The sequence below is a fragment of the Microbacterium jejuense genome (assembly GCF_039544225.1).
GTDB classification, from domain to species: domain Bacteria; phylum Actinomycetota; class Actinomycetes; order Actinomycetales; family Microbacteriaceae; genus Microbacterium; species Microbacterium jejuense.
In genome coordinates this window covers 45699-66797 of the sequence record NZ_BAABLG010000008.1, presented here as the reverse complement: position 1 = coordinate 66797, position 21099 = coordinate 45699, and the positions used below count along the sequence as shown (strand labels likewise).

Annotated in this window: 22 protein-coding genes and 1 pseudogene; 14 read left to right on the top strand and 9 right to left on the bottom strand. The window is 73.4% G+C overall.

Annotation, left to right across the window (positions count from 1 at the left end):
* Positions 1–70 precede the first annotated feature (70 nt).
* Positions 71–1432, top strand: coding sequence for a multidrug effflux MFS transporter (locus ABEA46_RS12990; protein ID WP_345544976.1), 1362 nt, complete (start codon positions 71–73; stop codon positions 1430–1432).
* Positions 1433–1439: 7 nt separating this feature from the next.
* Here ABEA46_RS12990 and ABEA46_RS12985 read toward each other — a convergent pair whose 3' ends face one another.
* Positions 1440–1949 carry a nitroreductase family deazaflavin-dependent oxidoreductase gene (locus tag ABEA46_RS12985; protein ID WP_345544975.1) on the bottom strand — a complete coding sequence of 170 codons (510 nt, stop codon included), beginning with the start codon at positions 1947–1949 and terminating at the stop codon, positions 1440–1442.
* Positions 1949–2446, bottom strand: coding sequence for a nitroreductase family deazaflavin-dependent oxidoreductase (locus ABEA46_RS12980; RefSeq protein ID WP_345544974.1), 498 nt, complete (start codon positions 2444–2446; stop codon positions 1949–1951). Before ABEA46_RS12980 ends, ABEA46_RS12985 begins: the two co-directional genes overlap by 1 nt.
* A gap of 82 nt (positions 2447–2528) precedes the next feature.
* Between ABEA46_RS12980 and ABEA46_RS12975 the strand changes: the two genes are divergently transcribed.
* The 7 genes from ABEA46_RS12975 (at position 2529) to ABEA46_RS12945 (ending at position 10778) form a co-directional block, all read left to right on the top strand.
* Positions 2529–3209, top strand: a complete 681-nt coding sequence (locus ABEA46_RS12975) for a phosphatase PAP2 family protein (protein ID WP_345544973.1) — start codon at positions 2529–2531, stop codon at positions 3207–3209.
* A gap of 4 nt (positions 3210–3213) precedes the next feature.
* Positions 3214–5205 (top strand): helicase HerA-like domain-containing protein, encoded by a 1992-nt coding sequence (locus tag ABEA46_RS12970; protein WP_345544972.1) that lies wholly within the window; start codon positions 3214–3216, stop codon positions 5203–5205.
* A 49-nt stretch (positions 5206–5254) separates the two neighbouring features.
* Positions 5255–5932, top strand: a complete 678-nt coding sequence (locus ABEA46_RS12965) for a DUF305 domain-containing protein (protein ID WP_345544971.1) — start codon at positions 5255–5257, stop codon at positions 5930–5932.
* A 110-nt stretch (positions 5933–6042) separates the two neighbouring features.
* Positions 6043–8406 (top strand): FdhF/YdeP family oxidoreductase, encoded by a 2364-nt coding sequence (locus ABEA46_RS12960; RefSeq protein WP_345544970.1) that lies wholly within the window; start codon positions 6043–6045, stop codon positions 8404–8406.
* 91 nt (positions 8407–8497) lie between these two features.
* Positions 8498–9718 carry an MFS transporter gene (locus tag ABEA46_RS12955; protein ID WP_345544969.1) on the top strand — a complete coding sequence of 407 codons (1221 nt, stop codon included), beginning with the start codon at positions 8498–8500 and terminating at the stop codon, positions 9716–9718.
* A gap of 131 nt (positions 9719–9849) precedes the next feature.
* A complete protein-coding gene (locus ABEA46_RS12950) occupies positions 9850–10332 on the top strand; it encodes a MogA/MoaB family molybdenum cofactor biosynthesis protein (protein WP_345544968.1) in 483 nt (160 codons plus the stop codon).
* Positions 10329–10778, top strand: coding sequence for a molybdenum cofactor biosynthesis protein MoaE (locus ABEA46_RS12945; protein WP_345544967.1), 450 nt, complete (start codon positions 10329–10331; stop codon positions 10776–10778). Before ABEA46_RS12950 ends, ABEA46_RS12945 begins: the two co-directional genes overlap by 4 nt.
* A gap of 19 nt (positions 10779–10797) precedes the next feature.
* On the opposite strand, the gene ABEA46_RS12940 is transcribed toward ABEA46_RS12945, so the two are convergent.
* The 6 genes from ABEA46_RS12940 to ABEA46_RS12915 are packed head-to-tail and all read right to left on the bottom strand — an operon-like array spanning position 10798 to position 14848.
* Positions 10798–11031, bottom strand: coding sequence for a MoaD/ThiS family protein (locus ABEA46_RS12940; protein WP_345544966.1), 234 nt, complete (start codon positions 11029–11031; stop codon positions 10798–10800).
* Entirely contained in the window at positions 11031–11303 is a 273-nt protein-coding gene (locus ABEA46_RS12935) for a DUF6457 domain-containing protein (protein WP_345544965.1), read from the bottom strand. Before ABEA46_RS12935 ends, ABEA46_RS12940 begins: the two co-directional genes overlap by 1 nt.
* Positions 11300–11929, bottom strand: a complete 630-nt coding sequence (gene mobA / locus ABEA46_RS12930) for a molybdenum cofactor guanylyltransferase (RefSeq protein ID WP_345544964.1) — start codon at positions 11927–11929, stop codon at positions 11300–11302. The genes ABEA46_RS12935 and mobA overlap by 4 nt, the downstream gene beginning before the upstream one ends.
* Complete coding sequence (moaC, locus tag ABEA46_RS12925; RefSeq protein WP_345544963.1) at positions 11926–12468, bottom strand: cyclic pyranopterin monophosphate synthase MoaC; 543 nt, start codon at positions 12466–12468, stop codon at positions 11926–11928. The genes mobA and moaC overlap by 4 nt, the downstream gene beginning before the upstream one ends.
* A complete protein-coding gene (locus tag ABEA46_RS12920; protein WP_345544962.1) occupies positions 12465–13712 on the bottom strand; it encodes a molybdopterin molybdotransferase MoeA in 1248 nt (415 codons plus the stop codon). The genes moaC and ABEA46_RS12920 overlap by 4 nt, the downstream gene beginning before the upstream one ends.
* A complete protein-coding gene (locus ABEA46_RS12915) occupies positions 13709–14848 on the bottom strand; it encodes a ThiF family adenylyltransferase (RefSeq protein WP_345544961.1) in 1140 nt (379 codons plus the stop codon). Before ABEA46_RS12915 ends, ABEA46_RS12920 begins: the two co-directional genes overlap by 4 nt.
* Before the next feature lie 235 nt (positions 14849–15083).
* Here ABEA46_RS12915 and ABEA46_RS12910 point away from each other — a divergent pair, with 235 nt between their 5' ends.
* From ABEA46_RS12910 to ABEA46_RS12885, 6 genes and pseudogenes are all read left to right on the top strand, one after another.
* A complete protein-coding gene (locus tag ABEA46_RS12910) occupies positions 15084–15476 on the top strand; it encodes a TOBE domain-containing protein (RefSeq protein ID WP_345544960.1) in 393 nt (130 codons plus the stop codon).
* A gap of 1 nt (position 15477) precedes the next feature.
* Entirely contained in the window at positions 15478–16290 is an 813-nt protein-coding gene (modA, locus tag ABEA46_RS12905; RefSeq protein ID WP_345544959.1) for a molybdate ABC transporter substrate-binding protein, read from the top strand.
* Complete coding sequence (locus ABEA46_RS12900; protein ID WP_345544958.1) at positions 16287–17105, top strand: ABC transporter permease; 819 nt, start codon at positions 16287–16289, stop codon at positions 17103–17105. The genes modA and ABEA46_RS12900 overlap by 4 nt, the downstream gene beginning before the upstream one ends.
* Positions 17102–18184: a sulfate/molybdate ABC transporter ATP-binding protein gene (locus ABEA46_RS12895; protein WP_345544957.1), complete on the top strand. Its 1083-nt coding sequence runs from the start codon at positions 17102–17104 to the stop codon at positions 18182–18184. Before ABEA46_RS12900 ends, ABEA46_RS12895 begins: the two co-directional genes overlap by 4 nt.
* Before the next feature lie 112 nt (positions 18185–18296).
* Positions 18297–18908 carry a GNAT family N-acetyltransferase gene (locus tag ABEA46_RS12890; protein WP_345544956.1) on the top strand — a complete coding sequence of 204 codons (612 nt, stop codon included), beginning with the start codon at positions 18297–18299 and terminating at the stop codon, positions 18906–18908.
* Between the two features lie 157 nt (positions 18909–19065).
* A pseudogene (locus ABEA46_RS12885) lies at positions 19066–20025 on the top strand (SDR family oxidoreductase); the annotation flags it as partial.
* Here the strand turns inward: ABEA46_RS12885 and ABEA46_RS12880 are convergent.
* On the bottom strand, positions 20017–20961 hold the full coding sequence (locus tag ABEA46_RS12880; RefSeq protein ID WP_345544955.1) for a capsular polysaccharide synthesis protein: 945 nt from the start codon (positions 20959–20961) through the stop codon (positions 20017–20019). The pseudogene ABEA46_RS12885 and the gene ABEA46_RS12880 sit on opposite strands and share 9 nt — an antisense overlap.
* Between the last annotated feature and the right edge of the window lie 138 nt (positions 20962–21099).

Here is a 21099-nt window from a genome sequence, read left to right as displayed (position 1 = left end):
CTATCCTGGACTCTCGAATCGATTCGACTTCTCCTGTCGCCTGATTCCCGCGCCGAAACGAAATACGCCGTTGCTCGATACCGCTTCCGTTCCTGTTCAGAGACCCGAAAACCACCCCGACGAGCCGCGGCCGCAGCCGGCGCCTCGCCCCGACACCGGCGCCATCCGCACGCTGGGCAGCAACCCGGCCACCGCGCCGATCGTCCTGCACCCCGGCGACTCGATCCCGCACCGCCGCCGGGTGCTCTACATCGTGCTGCTCGGCGCGCTCACGGCCCTCGGCCCGTTCACGATCGACCTCTATCTCCCGGCGTTCCCGGTGCTGGAGGAGGACTTCCAGACGACGGCGGCGCTCATCCAGCTGACGCTCACCGGCACGATGATCGGCTTCGCGCTGGGCCAGCTCATCGTCGGACCGCTGAGCGACAAGGTCGGCCGGCGCGTGCCGCTGCTGAGCGTCACCGCGCTGCACGTGCTCGCGAGCACGGCGGCCGCCCTCGCCCCGACGCTCGAGCTGCTCTCGGTCGCGCGCGTGCTGCAGGGCGCGGGCGCCGCCGCCGGCGGTGTCGTCGCCGCGGCCATCGTGCGCGACCTGTTCGGCGGCCGACGCCTCGTCGTGATGCTCTCGCGCCTCGCACTCGTGTCGGGCGTCGCGCCGGTGCTCGCACCGCTCGTGGGCTCGGCGCTGCTCGCGGTCATGCCATGGCGCGGCATCTTCGTGGTGCTCGCGGCGTACGGCGCGATCATGCTGGTCTCGGCGATCATCTTCCTGCCCGAGACGCTGCCCAAGGCCCGCCGCAGCGAACGCGGCACCACCACGGTCTGGCAGCGGTACCGGAGCGTGTTCAGCGACCGCGTCTTCATCGGTGTGCTCATCATCGGCGGCATGACCTTCTCGGGCATGTTCTCGTACCTGTCGAGCTCGTCGTTCCTGTTCCAGCAGACCTACGGCTTCGACGCGCAGCAGTACGGCATCCTGTTCGCCGTCAACTCCCTCGGCGTCGTCGTGGGCGTCCAGACCGCATCGCGGCTGGCGGCCCGGTTCGGCCCTCAGTGGGTGATGGCCTGGTCGACCGCGGTGCTCGTGCTGGCGGGATCCGCCATCGTCGTCACCGATCAGCTGGGACTCGGCCTGTGGGGCACCGTCGTGCCGCTGTGGGTCTTCATCGCGGCGTGCGGCTTCACGTTCCCGTGCGTGCAGGTGCTCGCGCTCGACCGTCACGGCAAGGCGGCGGGCACCGCGCAGTCGATCATCGGCGCGACGAACTTCGGTGTGGCGGGGCTCGTGTCGCCGCTCGTCGGCTGGATCGCCCGGGATGCCGGCATCACGGCGACCACGATGGCCTCGGTCATGGTCGGCTGCTCGATCATCGGCCTGCTGTCGCTGTGGCTCGTCGTGCGACCGCGGTCGGTCGAGCGCCTGGCGCCCTGAGCACGCCTCAGCGCGGGCTGTCTGTCGACAGCGGCCGGCGCACCGGCTGCAGGACGAAGATGCGCGCGGTGCGGCCGGCGTCGCGCTCGTACTGGCGGTAGTCCGGCCACTGCGCCTCCATGAGCGCCCAGGCGGCGTCGCGCTCCTCGTCCGGCACGAGCGTCGCGCGGACGGCCATGCGCCGGCCGCGCACGGTGATCTCGACGTCCGGGTGGGCGAGCAGGTTCGCCGTCCACGCGGGATGCCGCGCGCCCGCCCAGTTCGTCCCGGCCACCAGAGCACGGCCGCCGCCGTCGGCGGTGTACATGAGCGGTGCGTCGCGCGGCTCACCCGACTTGGCGCCGATCGTGTGCAGGACGAGCGAGGGCACCAGGAACGCGGTCAGCTGCACGCGCCCGCCCGTGAGGCGCGACACGAGCCGCTCCAGGGGCGGCAGCACGCTGGTCGCGAAGCGGCGGAACCATCCGGTGCGCGAGAGCGGCGCGGCGAACTCCCGGACGACATCGATGAAGGGCATCACTCGGTCCTTTCGACCGGCTGCAGGCGGAACAGGCGCACGGTGCGTCCCGACTCGCGCTCGTAGTCGCGGTAACCGGGCCACTGCGCCTCGATGCGGGCCCACGCGGCGTCGCGCTCGGCGTCCGGCACCATCGTCGCATGCACCGGCATGCGGCGTCCGCGCACGGTGATCGCGGCATCCGGGCGGGCGAGCAGGTTCGCCGTCCAGGCGGGATGGCGGGAACCGGCGAAGTTCGTGCCGGCGACGATCGCGCGCCCGTGACCATCGGGGGTGTACATCAGAGGCACCTCGCGCGGTTCTCCCGAGCGCGCGCCGACGGTGTGCAGCACGAGCGAGGGCACGAGCAGCGCGCTCAGCTGCACGCGTCCGTGCGAGACCCCCGCGACGAACCGCTCCACCGGCGGCAGGAGCACCGGTCCGATGAACCGTCGGAACACGCGGGTGCGGGTGAGCGGCGCGATCACGGTGCGCACCACGTCGACGACAGCGGTCATCCCGCCATCCTGTCGGACCGCGACGCGCAGCGTGGGCGATTCGCTCGGTGTCGCGCCCGGTCGGGACAGGCAGAATGGGGCGATGACCGACCTGGGACGGAGGGATGCCGCGCCGCGCGTGGCGTCGACCGTCGTCGCCCAGCTCGTCGCGGGCGTGCTGCTCGCGGCTGCCTCGGTCGCCCTCGGCTGGTGGATCCTGAGTCGAGGCCCCGAGCCGCTGCCGATCGACGACTGGTGGAACGCGCTCGTCGCCCAGTGGTGGCATCCCGCCCTCGCCGGCTTCTCCCGCGTCATGAACTGGATCGGCGGCGGCTGGGTCGGCGTGCTGGCGGTGCCGATCGGCGGGGCGATCGGGCTCGTGGTGCTGCGCCGGCCGTGGGCGGCGGCCTACTTCCTGGCGGCAGAGGCCGCCTCGGCCGCATTCGTGCAGGTCCTCAAGCACGCGTTCGGCCGCGTGCGCCCCGAAGACATCCTGGTGGTCTCGGACTACGGCTCGTATCCGTCCGGCCATGTCGCGAACGCCGCCACGATCGCGGTCGCCGCTTTCGTGATCCTCCCGCGCGTGTGGGTCGCCGTCGTCGGCGCGGCGTGGGTGCTGCTCATGGCGTTCAGCCGCACGTACCTGCACGCCCACTGGCTGTCCGACACCGTCGGCGGCGCGCTTATCGGTGCGGCCGCGGCGCTGCTGGTCGCCGCCGTCTTCGCCGTCCCGCTGACCCGGGAGAGAGCGGATGCCGCCTCCCGGGGCCCCTGGCTAGGCTGAGCCCATGACCGCCGCGCCCGCGTCCGAGCCCACCGCATCCGACCCGGCCGTCGCGGCCGCCGAGGCCGAGCTGGCACGGCTGCGTGCCGAGGCCGACGCCGCCGAGGCGCAGCTGAAGGCAGCGCAGGCCAGGGCCGCGCTCGCCGCGGCCGAGGCGGAGGCCGCCAAGGCCCGGGTCGCCGGGGGAGCCGGGGCCGCGGCATCCACTCCCTCGCCCGAGGGCGCGGCTCCCGCACCCGCCTCAGAGCAGGTGTCTTCGCCGGGACAGGAGGCCCCAGAGGCGCCGGTGCCGGCCGGAACACCTGTCGTGGAGAAGCAGAACGAGCAACAGACCGAGCCGGTCGATGGCGCGCCGCTCGACGCGGGCGAGGTCGCCGCGGTCGTCAAGGGCTACGCGTTCGAGGCGGCGACGCTCGACCTCGGGGCCCTGGTCAACGGCGAGCCGGTGGCCGAGGCGCAGATCCGCATCCCCCTGGCGATGATGAATCGCCACGGACTCGTCGCCGGTGCCACCGGAACCGGCAAGACCCGCACGCTGCAGGGACTGGCGGAACAGCTCGCGGCGAAGGGCGTGCCGGTGTTCGCGGCCGACATCAAGGGCGATCTGTCGGGCGTCGCGACGCCGGGGGAGCAGAGCGACAAGCTGCTCGCGCGCACGCGGGCGATCGGGCAGGACTGGAAGCCCGAGGCGTCGGTCACCGAGTACTTCGCGCTGGGCGGCGTCGGCAAGGGCGTGCCGGTCCGCGCGACGGTGTCGGGTTTCGGGCCGCTGCTGCTGAGCAAGGTGCTCGGGCTGAACGCGACGCAGGAGTCGAGCCTCGGCCTGGTCTTCCACTACGCCGACGCCAACGGCCTCGCGCTCGTCGACCTGTCGGACCTGCGTGCCGTGCTCACGCACCTCACGAGCGACGAGGGCAAGGCCGAGCTCAAGGAGCTGGGCGGCCTGTCGGCGGCCACGGCCGGGGTGATCCTGCGCGAGCTCATCACCTTCGCCGATGCCGGCGCCGACGTGTTCTTCGGCGAGCCGGAGTTCGCCGTGACGGACTTCCTGCGCACGGCCCCCGACGGGCGCGGACTCATCAGCCTGCTCGAGGTTCCCGGGGTCATCGACAAGCCGGCGCTGTTCTCGACGTTCCTGATGTACCTGCTCGCCGAGCTGTTCGAGATCCTCCCGGAGGTGGGGGATGCCGACAAGCCGAAGCTGGTGTTCTTCTTCGACGAGGCGCACCTGCTGTTCAAGGACGCGTCGAAGGACTTCCTCGCCGCGATCACGCAGACCGTCCGACTCATCCGCTCGAAGGGCGTCGGCGTCTTCTTCGTCACGCAGACCCCGAAGGACGTGCCCTCGGACGTCCTCGCCCAGCTCGGCTCGCGCGTGCAGCACGCGCTGCGCGCGTTCACGCCCGACGATGCCAAGGCGCTGCGGGCGACAGTCGGCACCTACCCGAAGTCGGGCTACGACCTGGAGCGCGTGCTGCAGGAGCTCGGCACGGGCGAGGCGATCGTCACGGTGATGAGCGAGAAGGGCGCACCGACCCCGGTCGCCTGGACCCGGCTGCGGGCGCCGCAGGGACTCATGTCGCCGACGCCCGACCCGGCCATCGAGGCCGCCGTGAAGGCGTCGCCGCTGCTGGCGAAGTACGGCACCGCGATCGACCGCGAGTCGGCGCGCGAGATCCTGGCAGCCAAGATGAAGGCCGCCGACGACGCCGCCGCGGCGGAGGATGCGGCGCTCGCGAAGGCCAAGGCCGACGCGGAGTACGCCAAGCAGAAGGCCGCCATCGACAAGCAGCAGGCGACGGCCGACAAGCAGCAGGCGGCGGCCGAGAAGAAGGCCCAGCAGGAGTACGAGCGGCTGCTCAAGAAGACCGCGGGGACCACGCGCACGTCGCGCACTTCACAGAAGTCCCCCATCGAACAGATCCTCAACTCCAAGTCGACGCAGACTATCCTCGGGGGAGTGATCCGCGGGATCTTCGGCACCGGCAAGCGCTGAGACCCTTCTCGAAAGCGGATCGGCCCCCTCGATCCCGGAAGGCCTTCGCGTGCGCAGACCGAAGACCGTCGCCGTGCTCGCGGCCGCCATCGTGGCCGCCGCGGTCGGTGCGACGCTCGCGGTGCTCGGCGTGCCGGTGGGCGAGTCGTCGCCCGCCGAGGCCGTGCCGAGCACGCGCGCGTCGACGGACGGGCCGGGTGGAGAAGCCGTGGGGATCGCTTCCGCGCACCAGATCGACGACACCGTGACCGCCGACGACTACTGCTACGTCGAGGCCATGATCTACTACCGCGTCAAGGAGGAGGAGCTCGCCCGGACGCTGCTGCGCAAGGACGGCATCGCCGCGGACGCCCAGGCGTTCGCGAAGAGCCTGGTCGCCGCGGATCTCGCCGAGCTCGACGACCTTCGTGCGTGGTACGTCACGTGGGCGCCGGCGCGTCCGCTCGAAGCGCCCACCGACGGCCCGTGCGGCGGGCACGGCTCCGACCACGCCCAGATGCCTGGCATGCCGACGTGGTCGGCCGAACAGGGCCTCGTCGACGCGCAGTCACCCGACGCAGAGCGCCGGTTCGCCGAGATCGCCCGTGACCAGAACGCCGGGATGGTGGCGCTGGTCGCCCTCATCCTCGACGGCGATCCGCACCCCGACGTGCGGAGGTCCGCCGAGGCCGTGCTCGAGCGCGAGCAGATGGATGCCGCCACGGTCGCCGGTCTGCTCGCCCCCTGACCGCGACCGCTGACCTCCGCCCCTCACCGTCGCCGCCCGACCTCTCGGACGCCTGACCCGTCCACACCGGACCGCGGGAGCAGGGGGCGGAGGAGGCATAGCCTGGGGGGATGGCGACGAAGCCCCCGGCAGCCGACATCGACGAATCCCTCGTGCGCGTGACGCGACCCCAGAAGGTCGCGGTGGGCGTGCCCGCCGTGCTGCACGCGCTGCAGGTCGCGAACGAGCAGATGGGCGCGACGCGCTCGGTGCAGACACTGCTGCGCGTCAACCAGAAGGACGGGTTCGACTGCCCCGGCTGCGCGTGGCCCGAGGAGGACAAGCGGCACATCGCGGAGTTCTGCGAGAACGGCGCCAAGGCCGTCGCCGAAGAGGCGACGCTGCGCCGCGTCGGCCCGGAGTTCTTCGCCGCCCACACGATCGACCAGCTGCGCGCGCACGATGACTGGTGGCTGGGGCAGCAGGGGCGCCTGACGCATCCGATGCTGCGAGACGAAGGGGCGACCCACTACCGCCCGATCTCGTGGGACGACGCGCTGCGGCTCGTCGCCGACGAGCTGCGCAGCCTGGACGACCCTGACGAGGCCGTCTTCTACACCTCCGGCCGCACGTCGAACGAGGCGGCGTTCCTGTATCAGCTGCTGGTTCGGGGCCTCGGCACGAACAACCTGCCGGACTGCTCCAACATGTGTCATGAGTCGTCGGGCTCGGCCTTGACCGAGACGATCGGCATCGGCAAGGGCACCGTGTCGATCGACGACATCCACGAGGCCGACCTGCTGATCGTCGCGGGGCAGAACCCGGGCACCAACCATCCGCGCATGCTGTCGGCGCTCGAGAAGGCCAAGCAGCGCGGCGCCACGATCATCGCCGTGAACCCGCTTCCCGAGGCGGGGCTGCTGCGCTTCGAGAACCCGCAGACCGTCCGCGGGGTCGCGTTCGGCGGCACACAGCTCGCCGACGGCTTCGTGCAGATCCGGCTGGGCGGCGACCAGGCGCTGTTCCAGGCGATCGGCAAGCACCTGCTGGAAGCCGAGGAGCGGGACGGCAGTGTGCTCGACCACGCGTTCATCGCGGCACACACGAGCGGCTTCGACGCGTACCGCCGGGCGATGCGGGATGCCGCGTGGCCCGACCTCGTCGCCGCCACCGGCATCCCCGAAGATGCGCTGCGCCACGTGGGCGAGGCGGTGCGCACCTCGAAGGCGACGATCGTGTGCTGGGCGATGGGCCTCACGCAGCACAAGCATTCGGTGCCGACGCTGCGCGACATCGTGAACGTCCTGCTGCTGCAGGGCAACATCGGGCGACCGGGCGCTGGTGTGTGCCCGGTCCGCGGACACTCCAACGTGCAGGGCGACCGCACGGTCGGCATCTATGAGAAGCCGTCCGAGGTCTTCCTCTCCGCCCTGGACCGCGAGTTCGCATTCGCGGCGCCCCGTCCGCACGGCTTCGACACTGTCGAGGCGATCCGCGCGATGCGCGACGGGCGCGTGCGGGTCTTCGTCGGGATGGGCGGCAACTTCGTGTCGGCCACGCCCGACACCGCCGTCGTCGAGGCGGGGATGGCCGGGATCGGCCTCACCGTGCACGTGTCGACCAAGCTCAACCGCTCGCACGTCGTCACCGGGCGCCGCGCGCTCATCCTGCCCACGCTCGGCCGCACGGATCGCGACCGCCGCGCCGGGGTCGACGGCACCCTGCGCGAGCAGCGCGTCACCGTCGAGGACTCGATGGGCGCCGTCCACGCCTCGCGCGGCCGGCTCGCCCCGCCGTCCGAGGCGCTGCTCAGCGAGGTCGCGATCGTCGCCCGGCTGTGCGCCCTCGTGTTCGAGGGAGGAATGGATGCCGAGGGCCAGGGCACCCGTCGACCCAACGCGCCGCAGGCGGACTGGGCCGCGCTGGAGGCCGACTACGCGCTCATCCGCACGCACATCGAGCGCGTGGTGCCCGGTTTCGACGACTTCGAGGCGCGCATCGACAAGGGGCGCACGCTGCACCTGCCGAACGGGCCGCGCGACGCACGGCGCTTCGCCACCGCCGACGAGCGCGCCCGCTTCACGGTGAACCCGCTGGAGTATCCGGTGATCCCGCCCGGACGACTGCTGCTGCAGACCCTGCGGTCCCACGACCAGTACAACACCACGATCTACGGCAAGGACGACCGCTACCGCGGCATTCACGGCGGGCGCCGCGTCGTGCTCGTCAACGCACTCGACATCGACGCGCTGGGCTTCGCGGAGGGCGATGTCGTCGACCTGGTGTCGGAGTGGACCGGGCGCGACGGCGGCGTCGAGGAGCGGTGCGCCGAGGCGTTCCGCATCGTGGCGTACTCGACTCCGCGCGGGAACGCGGCCGCGTACTACCCCGAGACGAACGTGCTCGTGCCCCTGGACTCGGTGGCCGACGTGTCGAGGACCCCGACGTCGAAATCGGTGGTGGTGCGCCTGGAGCGGCGCACGCACGCCGGGTGAGCGGCATCCACCCGTCCCGACCGTCCGAGGCGGCCATTGCGCCCCCGGCAGGCGCGCCGATACGTTCGTGCGTGACGACGGGAGAACCCACATGAGCACGACTGTCGGCACCGAGACCCAGCCCTCGCTGAAGGGCGGACTGGGTCAGGTCATCCTCGCGACGCTCGCCTCGACCGTCGGATTCTGGGCGTGGATGGCGATCTCTCCGCTGCAGGGCATCTACGCCGACGAGATGTCGCTGGACCAGGGGCAGATCTCGGTCATGCTCGCCATGCCGGTGCTCGTGGGCGCACTGGGCCGGGTGCCGGTGGGGGCGCTCACCGACCGGTTCGGCGGTCGCCGCGTCTTCACGCTGGTGCTGCTGGCGGGGGTGCCGGCGGTGCTGCTCGTGGCGCTCGCGGGCTCGATCGCGAGCTATCCGCTGCTGCTGGTGGCGGCATTCCTGCTCGGCATCCCCGGCACGATCTTCGCGGCCGGCATCCCGTTCTCGAGCGCGTGGTTCACCCCCGCCCGCCGCGGCTTCGCGACCGGCGTGTTCGGCATGGGCATGATCGGCACCGCGGTGTCGGCCTTCGCGACGCCGCGCCTCGCGCAGAGCATCGGATACCTGCCCACGCATCTGCTGATCGCCGGGATCATGGTGGCGATGGCGGTCGTCGTCTGGCTGGTGATGCGCGAATCGCCGGCCTGGAAGGCCAGTCATCAGAAGCTCGTGCCGAAGGTGATCGGCGCGCTGAAGCTGCCGATCACGTGGGAGATGTCGTTCCTGTACGCGATCGTGTTCGGTGGCTTCGTCGCCTTCTCGACCTTCCTGCCGAAGTACCTCACGACCATCTATCCCGGAGAGGTGGATGCCGTCGGCGCAGGCACCAGGACGGCCCTGTTCGCGGCGGCCGCCGTGATCGCCCGCCCGATCGGCGGTGTGCTGGCCGACCGGTTCGGACCCAAGGTGATCACGCTGATCTCGCTCGCCGGCATCGTCGCCGCGGCGTACGTCGTCGGCCAGCAGCCGCCCGAGGGCGTGCTCACCGGCACGGTGTTCCTGCTCATGGCGGCGGCGATGGGACTCGGCATGGGCGCGGTGTTCGCGTGGGTCGGCCCCTCGACGCCGCCCGACAAGGCGGGCGCGGTCACCGGCGTCGTCGCCGCGGCGGGAGGCCTGGGCGGGTACTTCCCACCGCTGGTCATGGGCGCGACCTACAACGCCGAGACCAACTCGTACGCGCTCGGGCTGTGGCTGTTGATCCTCGTGGCAGCCGGCGCGCTCGTCGTCGCCGGCATGCTGCGCGACGCGCGGCCGTCGAAGGGCTGACGCGTGGCCGCCACCGCGGCGCAGTCGCGGAGGGGCGGATCGAGCTCGCCGGCGAGCCGGTGCGCGAGGTGGCGCCGACCGCGGGCTTCCGCGCGGTGCCGGTGCGGATCGTCGCGCTCTAGGCTGGAGGCATGACCCGAGCCGCCGTCGTGACAGTGTCGGACCGGGCGACCCAGGGCACCCGCGAGGACACCAGCGGACCCGTCGCCGTCGCCGCACTGCGCGAGGCCGGATTCTCGTGCGACGACGCGGTGATCGTGCCGGACGGGGCGGACAGCGTCGAGCGCGCGCTCACCGCGCTGGTGGTCGCCGGCGTCGGACTCGTGATCACCACGGGCGGCACCGGTGTCGCGCCGCGGGATCAGACGCCCGAAGGCACCGCGCGCGTGGTGACCCGCGAGGTGCCGGGCATCGCCGAAGAGCTGCGCCGCCGCGGTGCGGCCGAGAAGCCGGCGGGCATGCTCACGCGCGGCATCGCCGGCGTCGTCGACCCGCACGGCGTGCTCGTGGTGAACCTGCCCGGTTCGCCCGCCGGGGTCGCCTCGGGGATGCCGGTGGTGCTGTCGGTCGCGCGGCACGTGCTCGACCAGCTCCACGGCGGAGACCACCGATGACCGGGATCGGAACGGGCACCGGCGCCGTGCGGCTGGCCGCGATCAGCTCCGAGCCGCTCGACCTCGAGGCCCACCTGCGCGCCGTCGACGACCCGCGCATGGGCGCCGTCACGACGTTCGTCGGGCGCGTGCGCGACCACGACCCCGACGCCGCAGAGGCCGTCGTCGCACTGGAGTACTCGGCGCATCCTGACGCGCCGGCCGCGCTGGAGCGGCTCGCCGCAGAGGCGGTGGGCGCGTCGGACGCGCTCGTGGCCGTGTCGCACCGGGTGGGCACGCTCGCCGTCGGCGACGCGGCGGTCGTGATCGCCGTCGCCTCGGCTCACCGGGCCGAGGCGTTCGAGGTGTGCCGCACCCTCATCGAGACCATCAAGACCGGCCTGCCGGTCTGGAAGCGGCAGCTCGAGTCCGACGGCACCGCCACCTGGCTGGGCCTGGGCGGCTGACGCCTCGCGTCCTTCCGGCTCAGCCGCCGGCGAACGGGGGCAGTACGTCCACCAGGTCGTCCGCGCCGAGCGTCGTGTCGTCGGCGACGCGCGAGCCGCCGACGAGGACGGCGCAGCGGGGGAGGATGCCGCCGAGCCCCGGGTGCGCGGCCGACACGGCGGCGCGCAGCGCGCCGAGGGTCGTCTCGCCCCGGCGCTCGGTGTCGAGCCCCGTCGCCTCCTGCGCGGCGGCGAAGTAGCGGACGACGGCCACTACTGCTGCTCCCAGCCCTCGGCGAGGTCGGCGACCTCGCGCAGCGCCGCCAGCACCTCTGCCGGGTCGCTGCCAGCGCGACCGGCGGCAAGTCCTGCGGCGAAGGCGCCGAGCGGTGCGGCCGGGCGCGCGACATGGTTCGCGACCACCTTGGTGAGCTCGAGCACCGCCGCGACGGGCACGTCGTCGGGCGCGAGGCCGAGTCGCTCGCGCAGCGCGGCGGCCCAGTCGTCGAGGGCTTCGGGCGGAAGGGGGCGGGACTGCTCGCTCATGACGGCTCCTCACTGGCGGCGTACGGGTGCGCGGTCGCGGTGCGTGCGCGGGCCTCTTCCAGATCCTGCCACGTGTCGACGTCGCGGGTCAGGTCGCCGGGCGCGGTCACGACGGTGATGGCCAGGTCGTCGACCAGCGCCCGCATCGAGGCATCCCGCCCGCCGTTCGGAAGAGTGGATGCGGCCTGCCGCAGCGCGTGCGTGCGGTACACGCCGATGAGCCACTGCGGGCGGCTCGAGGCGTCGCCGAGGCAGAGTCCGTCGGCGTCGGAGGGGAGCAGCACGATGTCGTCCACGAGCCGGCGCACCGCGGCGCCGACGGACGGGAGGTCGCAGGCCAGCAGCAGCGTCCACTCGGGGTCGTCCGTCGCCGGCCACGAGGCGAGCGCGGCGACCGTCGCGGCCGCGGGGCCCGAGAACGGCGGGTCTTCGCGGACCCAGGCGACCCCGAGGGTCTCATCGAGGACGGGCGCCACGACCGTGACGGGTCGCGCGCCGGCGTCGGCCGCCGCCTGCGCGGCGGAGGCGAGCAGCGTCTGCCCGCCGACGTCGAACAACGGCTTCGCGGCGCCGTCGACGCGAGTCGCGCGGCCGCCGGCGAGCAGGATCGCGCCGAGCCGGGTCACGGCCGCTGGTCCCCCTCGCCCGGGCGCAGCCAGTCGCCGCTCTTGCCGCCGGTCTTCGCGATGATGCGCACGTCGTCGATCGACGTGCCCTTGTCGAGCCCCTTCACCATGTCGACCACGGCGAGGGCCGCGACCGAGACGGCGGTGAGCGCCTCCATCTCGACCCCGGTGCGGTCGGCCGTGTGGACCGTCGCCTCCACCTTCACCCCGTCGTCGGCGATCGTGAGGTCGACCGCGGCGCCGTGCACGCCGATGACGTGAGCGAGAGGCAGCAGTTCGGGGGTGCGCTTGGCGCCCTGGATGCCCGCGATGCGCGCGACCGCGAGCACGTCGCCCTTGGGCACCGCGCCGTCGCGCAGGGCGGCCACCACGTGCGGGGCGCAGCGGACGAACCCGCGCGCCGTGGCCGAGCGGACGGTCGGCTGCTTGAGCGTCACGTCGACCATGCGCGCGTGCCCTGCCGCGTCGAGGTGGGTGAACATCGGCCCGGTGCCGGGCGAGCTGGGCGGTTCCGGGTGCGTCGACTGGTCGGCGGTCATGAGATCAGCATGACATCGACGAGCTCGCCCTCGGCCACGGCCTCGACGTCGGCCGGCACCACGGCGTACGCCTCGGCACGCCCGAGGCCGCCGGCCAGGTGCGAGCCGCCGGAGGTCGCGGGCCGCACGCGCCACGCGCGCGGATCGGCGGTGTCGATGACGACCGGAAGGTACTGGCGCCTGCCCGGGGGAGTGCGCCAGCCGGCCGCCGCAGGGAGCGACAGCACGCGCCGGTCGTCGGCCGTGCGTCCCTGCAGGTGCAGCAGCGCCGGCCGGACGAACACCTCGAACGACACGGCGGCGCTGACCGGGTTGCCGGGCAGGCCGAACAGCAGCGCGCCGGAGGGCAGGCGGCCGAAGCCCTGCGGCTTGCCCGGCTGCATGGCGAGCTTGGTGAACGCCATCGTGCGCGCGAGCGTGGTCTTGACGACCTCGTAGGCGCCGGCGCTGACGCCGCCCGAGAACACCACGACGTCGGCGGGCCCGCCGGGGGCATCTGGTGCGGTGACCTCGGTGAGCAGCGCGTCCAGCAGCGCCGGCTCGTCGGGCACACTGTCGCGCCGCATCACCGTCGCGCCCGCGTCGGCGGCGAGCCCCGCCAGCAGGATGCTGTTGGACTCCGGGATCTGCCCGCGGCGCAGCGGCTGTCCGGGCGCGACCAGTTCGCTGCCGGTCGAGATCACGGCGACCCGGGGATGCCGCGCCACGACGACCTCGGCGACACCCGCCGCGGCGGCCGCGGCGGCCTGCAGCGGACCGAGCAGGACCCCCGCCGGCAGCACCTCCGCGCCGACCCGGGCATCCTCGCCGGAGCGTCGGACGTGCGCGCCGGCCGCGCGCGGCGCGCGCAGCACGCGCACCTCGCCGAGGGAGTCCTCGAGCCCGCCCGCGGTGTCTTCGAACGGCACGATCGTGTCCGCGTCGGCGGGGACAGGCGATCCGGTCATGATGCGGGCGGCCTCGCCCGGGGCGAGTGCGGGGTCGCTGCTCGTCCCGGCCGGCAGATCGGCGACGACGCGGAGCACCGCCGGGGCGGCGTCGGCGGCGTCCATCACATCCGCGAAGCGCACGGCGAAGCCGTCCATGGCGGAGTTGTCGAACACCGGGATGTCGACGGCCGCGCGCACGGGTTCCCGCAGCGTGCGGCCGTACGCCTCGGCCAGTGCGACGTGCTCGGCGCCGAGCGGCGAGACGGCGGCCAGGACGTCGGCGAGGTGCTCCTCGACCGTGCGCAGCCCGCTCACGACGACGCGCTCCGCCGGCTCAGGAGTGCCTCGCCCGCGGGAGCCGTCGCGAGCGTCCACGCGTCCAGGCCGCCTGCCAGGACGGCGGCGTCGATCCCCGCCTCGCGCAGGGCGCGGGCCGCGCGCTGCGCGCGCACGCCCACCTGGCACACCACGACCACTCGGGCGGCCTCGACGCGTGCCGGGGCGGCGAGCACTTCGCCGAGCGGCACGAGCACGGAACCCGGGATCACCCCGCGGGCGGTCTCGGCGGGTTCGCGCACGTCCAGCAGCACGGCGCCGTCGCGCTGCGCCGCGAGCGCCTGGTCGGGCGTCAGCTGCGGCACCGCCGCAGCGACGGCGGGAGCGGGCGCGGCGGCAGCGGGTGAGGCAGCCGGGCGCAGCGGCACCTCGGCGGTGCGTCCGCGCAGGGCGTCGATCACGAGCACGCGTCCGTACAGCGGCTCGCCGATCCCCGTGACGAGCTTGATGGCCTCGGTCGCGAGCAGCGACCCCACCTGCAGGCACAGCGCGCCGAGCACGCCGACCTGTGCGCACGAGGGGGCGTCGGTGGCGGCATCCGGCGGGTACAGATCCGCGAGCCGGATCGGCGCGGTGCCGGCGGGCGGCGCCGACCAGAACACCGTCGCCTGCGCGTGGAACTCCTGCACGACGCCCCACACGAGCGGCACGCCGAGCTCTTCGCAGGCCGCGGCGACGAGCTCGCGCGTCGGGAACGTGTCGGTGCCGTCGATCACGACGTCGGCCCCGGCCAGCAGCGCGCACGCGTTGTCGGCGGTCAGCAGGGCGCGCACCGGTCGAACCACGGTGTTCGGCGAGAGCTCCGCGGCGATGCGCACCGCGGAGTCGACCTTGGGGGCGCCGACATCGCTCACCCGGTGCATCACCTGGCGCTGCAGATTGGATGCCTCGACCTCGTCGTCGTCGATCACGGTCAGGGTGCCGACGCCCGCCGCCGCCAGCGCCAGCACCGCGGGGGAGCCGAGGCCGCCGGCGCCGACGATCGCGATGTGCGCGGCCGCGAGGCGACGCTGGGCGACCTCGCCGAAACCGGCGAGCACGCGGTGGCGGGCCGTACGGGTCTGCTCGGCGTCGCCGAGCGTGGCGACCGGCTCCACGAGCGGGTTGAAGGCCATTCCCTCAGGCTAGCCGGGCCGCCCGCTGCCTGGTCCGGTCCCGTCCCGGTTCGTCATTCCGTCTGCACGCGACGGTGTGGCGGGCAGCGCCGCGGGATTCGGCGGCGCGTGGGCCGTGGCGGGCAGCCGCAGACGGAATTCTGAGCAGAGGGATCGGGGGCGGCGGTACGAGTGTTCCTCACATACGGGAAAAACAAGGCAGAAGAGCCGCAGTTGCGGTTGTAATGTGAGAGAGGTGACGAGCTACAAGATCCTGGAGGCCGCCCGGCTGCTCGGGGTGAGCGACGACACGGTGCGTCGATGGGTGGATGCCGGCACCCTGCCGACGACCGGCGCCTCGCCGATCGAGATCCCGGGCGACGCGCTCGCTGCCCGTGCGGTCGAGCTGGCCGAGACGCCCACCGACCCGGCGGACGTGCTCTCCAGCGCGCGGAACCGGTTCGTCGGGCTCGTGACCCGCGTGCAGGCCGACGGCGTGATGGCGCAGGTCGACATCCAGTCCGGTCCGCACCGCGTCGTCTCGCTCATGTCGTCCGAGGCGGTGCGCGAGCTCGGGCTCGAGCCCGGCTCGCTCGCGGTCGCCGTCGTCAAGGCCACCACCGTCATCGTCGAGACCCCGAAAGGCTGACATGCGCCGTTCTGCCCCCGCCCGCACAGCCCTCGTCCTCGCCGCGCTCGCGCTCGGCCTGACCGGGTGCGCGACCGCCGCCGGCGACCAGGACCCGGCGGCCACGTCGGCCGCTCCGACCGGGTCCGCAGGCCCCGAGCTGACCGGCGAGCTCACGGTGTACGCCGCGGCCTCGCTCAAGGGCGCATTCGACGAGCTCGCCACCGACTTCGAGCAGCAGCATCCCTCGCTCGACGTGCAGCCGATCACGTATGACGGGTCGTCGACGCTGGCCACGCAGATCATCGAGGGCGCGCCCGCGGACGTCTTCGCGTCAGCCGACGAGAAGAACATGCAGAAGGTCGTCGACGCCGGCCTGGCGAGCGGACCCGAGCTGTTCGCGAGCAACACGCTCGTGCTCGTCGTCCCGGCCGGCAACCCCGGTGGGGTGACGGGACTCGACGATCTGGCCGACCCCGAGCTGATCATCGTGCTCTGCGCCGCCGAGGTGCCGTGCGGTGCGGCATCCACCACCCTGCTTTCGAACGCCGGCGTCACCGCCGACGTCGACAGCTACGAGCAGAACGTGACGGCGGTGCTCACGAAGGTCGCCGCGGGTGAGGCCGACGCCGGGCTCGTGTACGTGACGGATGCCGCCACCACCGTCGACATCGACACCGTCGAGGTCGACGGCGCCGATGCGGTCGTCAACCACTACCCGATCGCAGCGCTGAGCGGCTCGGCGAACTCCGACGCCGCCGACGCGTTCGTGGCCTTCGTGCTCGGCGGCAAGGGCCAGGAGGTGCTCGCGTCGTTCGGCTTCGCCGCGCCGTGACCGACGCCGTCGCACGCACCGAGCGGGCGGGGTTCGTGCCCCGCGTGCTCGCCGTGCCTGCAGTGCTCGGCCTCGCGCTGCTGATCCTGCCGCTCGGCGCCCTGGTGCTGCGCGTGGAGTGGTCGACGCTGTGGAGCGACGTCACCTCGCCGCAGGCGCTCGCGGCGCTCGGGCTGTCGCTGCTCACGGGGGCGATCGCGACGGTGGTCTGCGTCGTGCTCGGCGTGCCGCTCGCGCTCCTCATCGCGCGCAGCAGTGTGCGGACCGCGGGCGCGCTGCGCGCCCTCGTGACGGTGCCGCTCGTGCTGCCGCCCATGGTGGGCGGCGTGGCGATGCTGTTCCTGTTCGGCCGGACCAGCTGGCTGGGCGGCGTTCTCGCCGAGTGGGGCATCCGCATCCCCTTCACCACGACGGCGGTCGTGCTGGCGCAGACGTTCGTCGCGCTGCCGTTCCTCGTGCTCGCGCTCGAAGGGTCGCTGCGCGCCACCGGCACCGGCTACGAGCAGGCGGCCGCGGGCCTCGGGGCCGGACGATGGACGATCCTGGCCCGCGTGACGCTGCCGCTCGCAGCCCCTGGCCTCGTGGCCGGCATCGTGCTGTGCTTCGCGCGGGCGATCGGCGAGTTCGGGGCGACGGCGCTGTTCGCGGGCAATGCGCCTGGCGTCACGCAGACGATGCCGCTCGCGATCTACACCGCGTTCAACGGCGCGGGAGTGTCGCAGGGCACGGCCGTCGCGCTGTCGCTGCTGCTGCTGGTGACGGCGGTCGGCGTGCTGCTGCTGGTGCGTGCCTGGCGGGCGGAGACCCCGCGATGAGGGCAGCGGATGCCGTCACGCCGGTCGCGTCGGCGGGCCTCGACGCGCGCGTCGTGGTGCACCGCGGCAGGTTCGTGCTCGATGCGACGCTGCAGGTGCCGCCGGGTGGGGTCGTGGCGCTCATGGGGCCGAGCGGCGCCGGCAAGTCCACGTTGCTCGCGGTGCTCGCCGGCCTCGCGCCGTTCGACGAGGGCGTGGTGCGGGTGCGCGGACGCACCCTCGACGCCGACCCGCGCCGCCGCACGCCGCCCGCCGCCCGCGGCATCGTGCTGCTCGGTCAGGACCCGCGCCTGTTCCCGCATCTCACCGCGCACGAGAACGTCGCCTTCGGCCTGCGCGTGCGCGGGGCGGGCGGGCGGGCGAGCCGGACGGCGGTCGACGCCGAGGCGGCCGAATGGCTGCGGCGCGTCGGACTGGACGATCATGGCGGGCGGCGTCCCGCGAAGCTGTCGGGGGGCCAGCAGCAGCGCGTCGCACTCGCACGCGCGCTCGCGACGGCGCCCGCCGTGATCCTTCTCGACGAGCCCCTCACCTCGCTCGACACCGAGACCGCGGGCGACGTGCGCGCGCTGCTGCACCGCCAGCTCGCCGAGACCCGCACGACGGCGATCGTCGCGACCCACGACGCGGTCGACGCGGTCGCGCTGGCTTCGCGGCTGGTCGTGCTCGAAGACGGGCGGATCACGCAGTCCGGCCCGGTCCGCGACGTGCTGGCCGCCCCCGCGACCCGTTTCGCCGCGGCGGTCGCGGGGCTCAACCGCGTCGTCGGGCGTGTGGATGCCGGGCACTGGCGTGCCGGCGGGCTCGTGCTGGCGGCATCCATTCCTCACCCGACCGGCGGGTCGGCAGCCGTGTTCCAGCCGGGCGACGTGCGCATCGTCGATCGCCCGCCGAGCGGCCCGGGGGAGTGGGAGGCGCGGATCGTGCGCCTGGAGCAGACACCTGCCGGCGTGCGGGTGCGCACGGCCGACCCCGATGTCGCGGTCGACCTGCCCGCGAGCCGTGCCGCAGGACTCGAGCCGGGCTCGGCGCTCACCCTCGCGATCGATCCGGCGGCGGTCCGCTTCCTCACCGCGTGAGTGCGCGCGGCGTCATGGCGCGCGACACGCGGCATCGACGTCGGCGCGTCGGCGCGTCGTGACACCGCAACCAGGTCGGTCCGCGGCGTCGGCACGGCCCTAGACTCGCGGAGTGACCCGCATCCGCCCCTTCCGTCCCGGTGACGAGCCCGCGCTCTCCGACATCTGCCTCAAGACCGCCGACGCCGGCGTCGACGCCACCGGCGTCCTCGAGGACGACGACCTGTGGGGCGAGATCTTCGTGCTGCCCTACGCCGCGCGGCACCCCGAGTTCGCGTTCGTCGTCGAGTCGGACGACGAACGCGTCGTCGGGTACATCGTCGGCGCCCCCGACTCCGCGGCGTTCGAGGACTGGTTCGAGCACGAGTGGTGGCCGCGGTTCCACGACCGCTGGCCGCGCCCCGAAGGTGACCCGCAGCCGGTGAGCGCGTCGCGTCAGGACGGCATCGTGCGCTACGCGTACGCGCGGCACGGCGGGTCGCAGCCGTTCGGCGACGAGTACCCGGCGCACCTGCACATCGACCTGCTGCCCGAGACGCAGGGGCAGGGGCTCGGTCGCGAGCTCATCCAGACGCTCGAGCAGGCGCTGCGCGAGGCCGGCGTTCCCGGGCTGCACCTGGTCGCCGCGTCCGAGAACGAGGGCGCCATCAGGTTCTACCCGCGTGTGGGCTTCGAGGCACTGCCGTCGCCCGAGGGCACCGCGGTCTTCGCCAAGCGTCTCTGACGCGGCGGTCCTGCGCCGGATCGGCCGGCGACGTAGTCTGCCACTGTGGAGGACGTCTCGGCACCGACCGGTCGTGAGCCGGCACTCGCAGCCCGTCCCCGCCCCGACGGCGGCGCCCCGCGCGCCCTCGTGCTGGGCGCGACGGGCTACATCGGCGGACGTGCTGCACTACCTGCTGGGCGCGGCGCGGGTTCCGGCCGACGTGAACCGGGCCGTCGACATCGGCGGGCCGGACGTGCTGCGGTACGGCCAGATGATGAACGGCTACGCCGTCGAGGCGGGACTGCCGCAGCGGCCGATCGCCGCGCTGCCGGTGCTCACCCCGCGACTCGCCTCGCACTGGGTGGCCCTCGTGACGCCGATTCCCCGCGCGCTCGCGCGTCCGCTCGTGGAGTCCCTGCAGAACGAGTGCGTCATGAAGGACCACGACGTCGACGCGCTCATCCCGCCGCCCGAGGACGGGCTGCTCCCGTACCGCACCGCCGTGCGGCTGGCGCTGCGGCGCGTGGAGGCCGATGCGATCGAGACCAGCTGGCAGGACGCGCAGGTGCTGGGAGCACCGAGCGATCCGCTGCCGAACGATCCGGACTGGGCGGGACGCGTCGTGTTCACCGATGTCCGTCAGGCCCACACGCCGGCCTCGCCCGAGGCGCTATGGCGGGTGATCGTGGGCATCGGCGGAGAGAACGGCTGGTACTCGTCCCCGCTGCTGTGGGCGGTCCGCGGCTGGATGGACCGGCTGGTCGGCGGCATCGGGCTGGCGCGCGGGCGGCGCAGCCGGGGGAGTCTCGCCGTCGGCGACGCACTGGACTTCTGGCGTGTCGAGGCCATGGAACCCGGCCGGATGCTGCGGCTCCGTGCCGAGATGAAGGTGCCGGGTCTCGCGTGGCTCGAGCTGCGCTCCCGCACCGACACGGAGCGCGGCGGGTCCCGCTACGACCAGCGTGCCGTCTTCTTCCCCCGCGGGCTCGCCGGGCGCCTCTACTGGCTCGGCGTCCTGCCCTTCCACGGATTCATCTTCGCCGGCATGGCGCGGCGCATCACCGCCGTCGCCGAGGCCGCCGACGCCGCCGATGTGAGACGGACGCCGGCCCCGGCGCGACCGACGTCAGTGTGAGAGCAGGGCCCGACCCGACACCAGCCGGTCGAGCACCGAGCCCGCCGGCACGGCGTCGTACTTGTAGCTGAGCTTCTGCACGATCGACGCGCCCGCGACGAAGCGCACGGCCTCGGCGTCCCACGGCTGCATCATGCCCAGCTGCAGCAGATGGCTCCCCGCCGCCGACAGGGTCGGCACCGCATCCCACTGCCCGCGGAACTCGGGCACGAGGTCGGAGAGCACCTCGAAGATGCGGTGGTACAGGAAGTAGTCCGGGATGCCGCCGCGGGACTCCCACCACGCCTGCAGTGCGAGCCGTTGCAGGCGGATCAGCGGTGTGCCGGGCACGGCGGCGATGAACCAGTTGCCGATCTGGCGCCGGGTCCACCGCGGGTAGAGCGCGCCCGCCGTGAGCAGCGGTGCGACCGCAGACGGCAGCGGCGCGGGCGCCCAGCACGTGGCGTCGACCCAGATGCCGCCGAGCCGGTCGAGCACGCTGACGCGCACGAAATCCGAGAAGTGGGCGGGATGCTCCTTCTCGAGGGCCTGGGCGACCGCATCCGGGATGTCGACCAGCTCGCGCGCGGAGGCGCCGTCGAGCACCGTCAGCCGAGTGGGCAGCTCGGCGTGCAGGCGGGTCAGCTCGGCGGTGCACGCCCGCACGAGCGGTGGCGCGGTCTCGATCGGGGAGTTCCAGAACGTGTAGAGGTTCAGCGCGGCGGGATCGACGCGGGCGCCGTCGCGTGCGGCGATCGCCCGGCCGTCGGCGCGCGTGCCCGCCTCTGCGGGCAGACCCGCGGCCGCCCGCAGCTCGGGCAGGCGCGGCCGGAGGAAGTCGGTGAACGTGCGGTACGCGGCCACGGCCGCCACCGGATCGACGCTGTCGCGGAAACGCTCGGCGCGCTTCAGCTGCGCGTCGAGCCCTTCGAACGGATTGCGGATGCCGTCGGTCACGGTCCGAGCCTAGGCCGGGGCGTGCTGCACGACCTGGATCAGATGACCGTCGGGGTCTTCCGCCTTCACGGGCGTCGCGCCGATCTCGAGCAGGCGTGCGGGAAGTCCGTCATCACGCCAGCCTGGCACTCCCCGGCG

Coding starts and splice junctions, on each gene's coding strand:
- ABEA46_RS12985 (WP_345544975.1), bottom strand. CDS start 1,949: ATGCCCTTCATCGATGTCGTCCGGGAGTTCGCCGCGCCGCTCTCGCGC.
- ABEA46_RS12980 (WP_345544974.1), bottom strand. CDS start 2,446: ATGACCGCTGTCGTCGACGTGGTGCGCACCGTGATCGCGCCGCTCACC.
- ABEA46_RS12975 (WP_345544973.1), top strand. CDS start 2,529: ATGACCGACCTGGGACGGAGGGATGCCGCGCCGCGCGTGGCGTCGACC.
- ABEA46_RS12970 (WP_345544972.1), top strand. CDS start 3,214: ATGACCGCCGCGCCCGCGTCCGAGCCCACCGCATCCGACCCGGCCGTC.
- ABEA46_RS12960 (WP_345544970.1), top strand. CDS start 6,043: ATGGCGACGAAGCCCCCGGCAGCCGACATCGACGAATCCCTCGTGCGC.
- ABEA46_RS12955 (WP_345544969.1), top strand. CDS start 8,498: ATGAGCACGACTGTCGGCACCGAGACCCAGCCCTCGCTGAAGGGCGGA.
- ABEA46_RS12950 (WP_345544968.1), top strand. CDS start 9,850: ATGACCCGAGCCGCCGTCGTGACAGTGTCGGACCGGGCGACCCAGGGC.
- ABEA46_RS12945 (WP_345544967.1), top strand. CDS start 10,329: ATGACCGGGATCGGAACGGGCACCGGCGCCGTGCGGCTGGCCGCGATC.
- ABEA46_RS12935 (WP_345544965.1), bottom strand. CDS start 11,303: ATGAGCGAGCAGTCCCGCCCCCTTCCGCCCGAAGCCCTCGACGACTGG.
- moaC (WP_345544963.1), bottom strand. CDS start 12,468: ATGACCGCCGACCAGTCGACGCACCCGGAACCGCCCAGCTCGCCCGGC.
- ABEA46_RS12915 (WP_345544961.1), bottom strand. CDS start 14,848: ATGGCCTTCAACCCGCTCGTGGAGCCGGTCGCCACGCTCGGCGACGCC.
- modA (WP_345544959.1), top strand. CDS start 15,478: ATGCGCCGTTCTGCCCCCGCCCGCACAGCCCTCGTCCTCGCCGCGCTC.
- ABEA46_RS12895 (WP_345544957.1), top strand. CDS start 17,102: ATGAGGGCAGCGGATGCCGTCACGCCGGTCGCGTCGGCGGGCCTCGAC.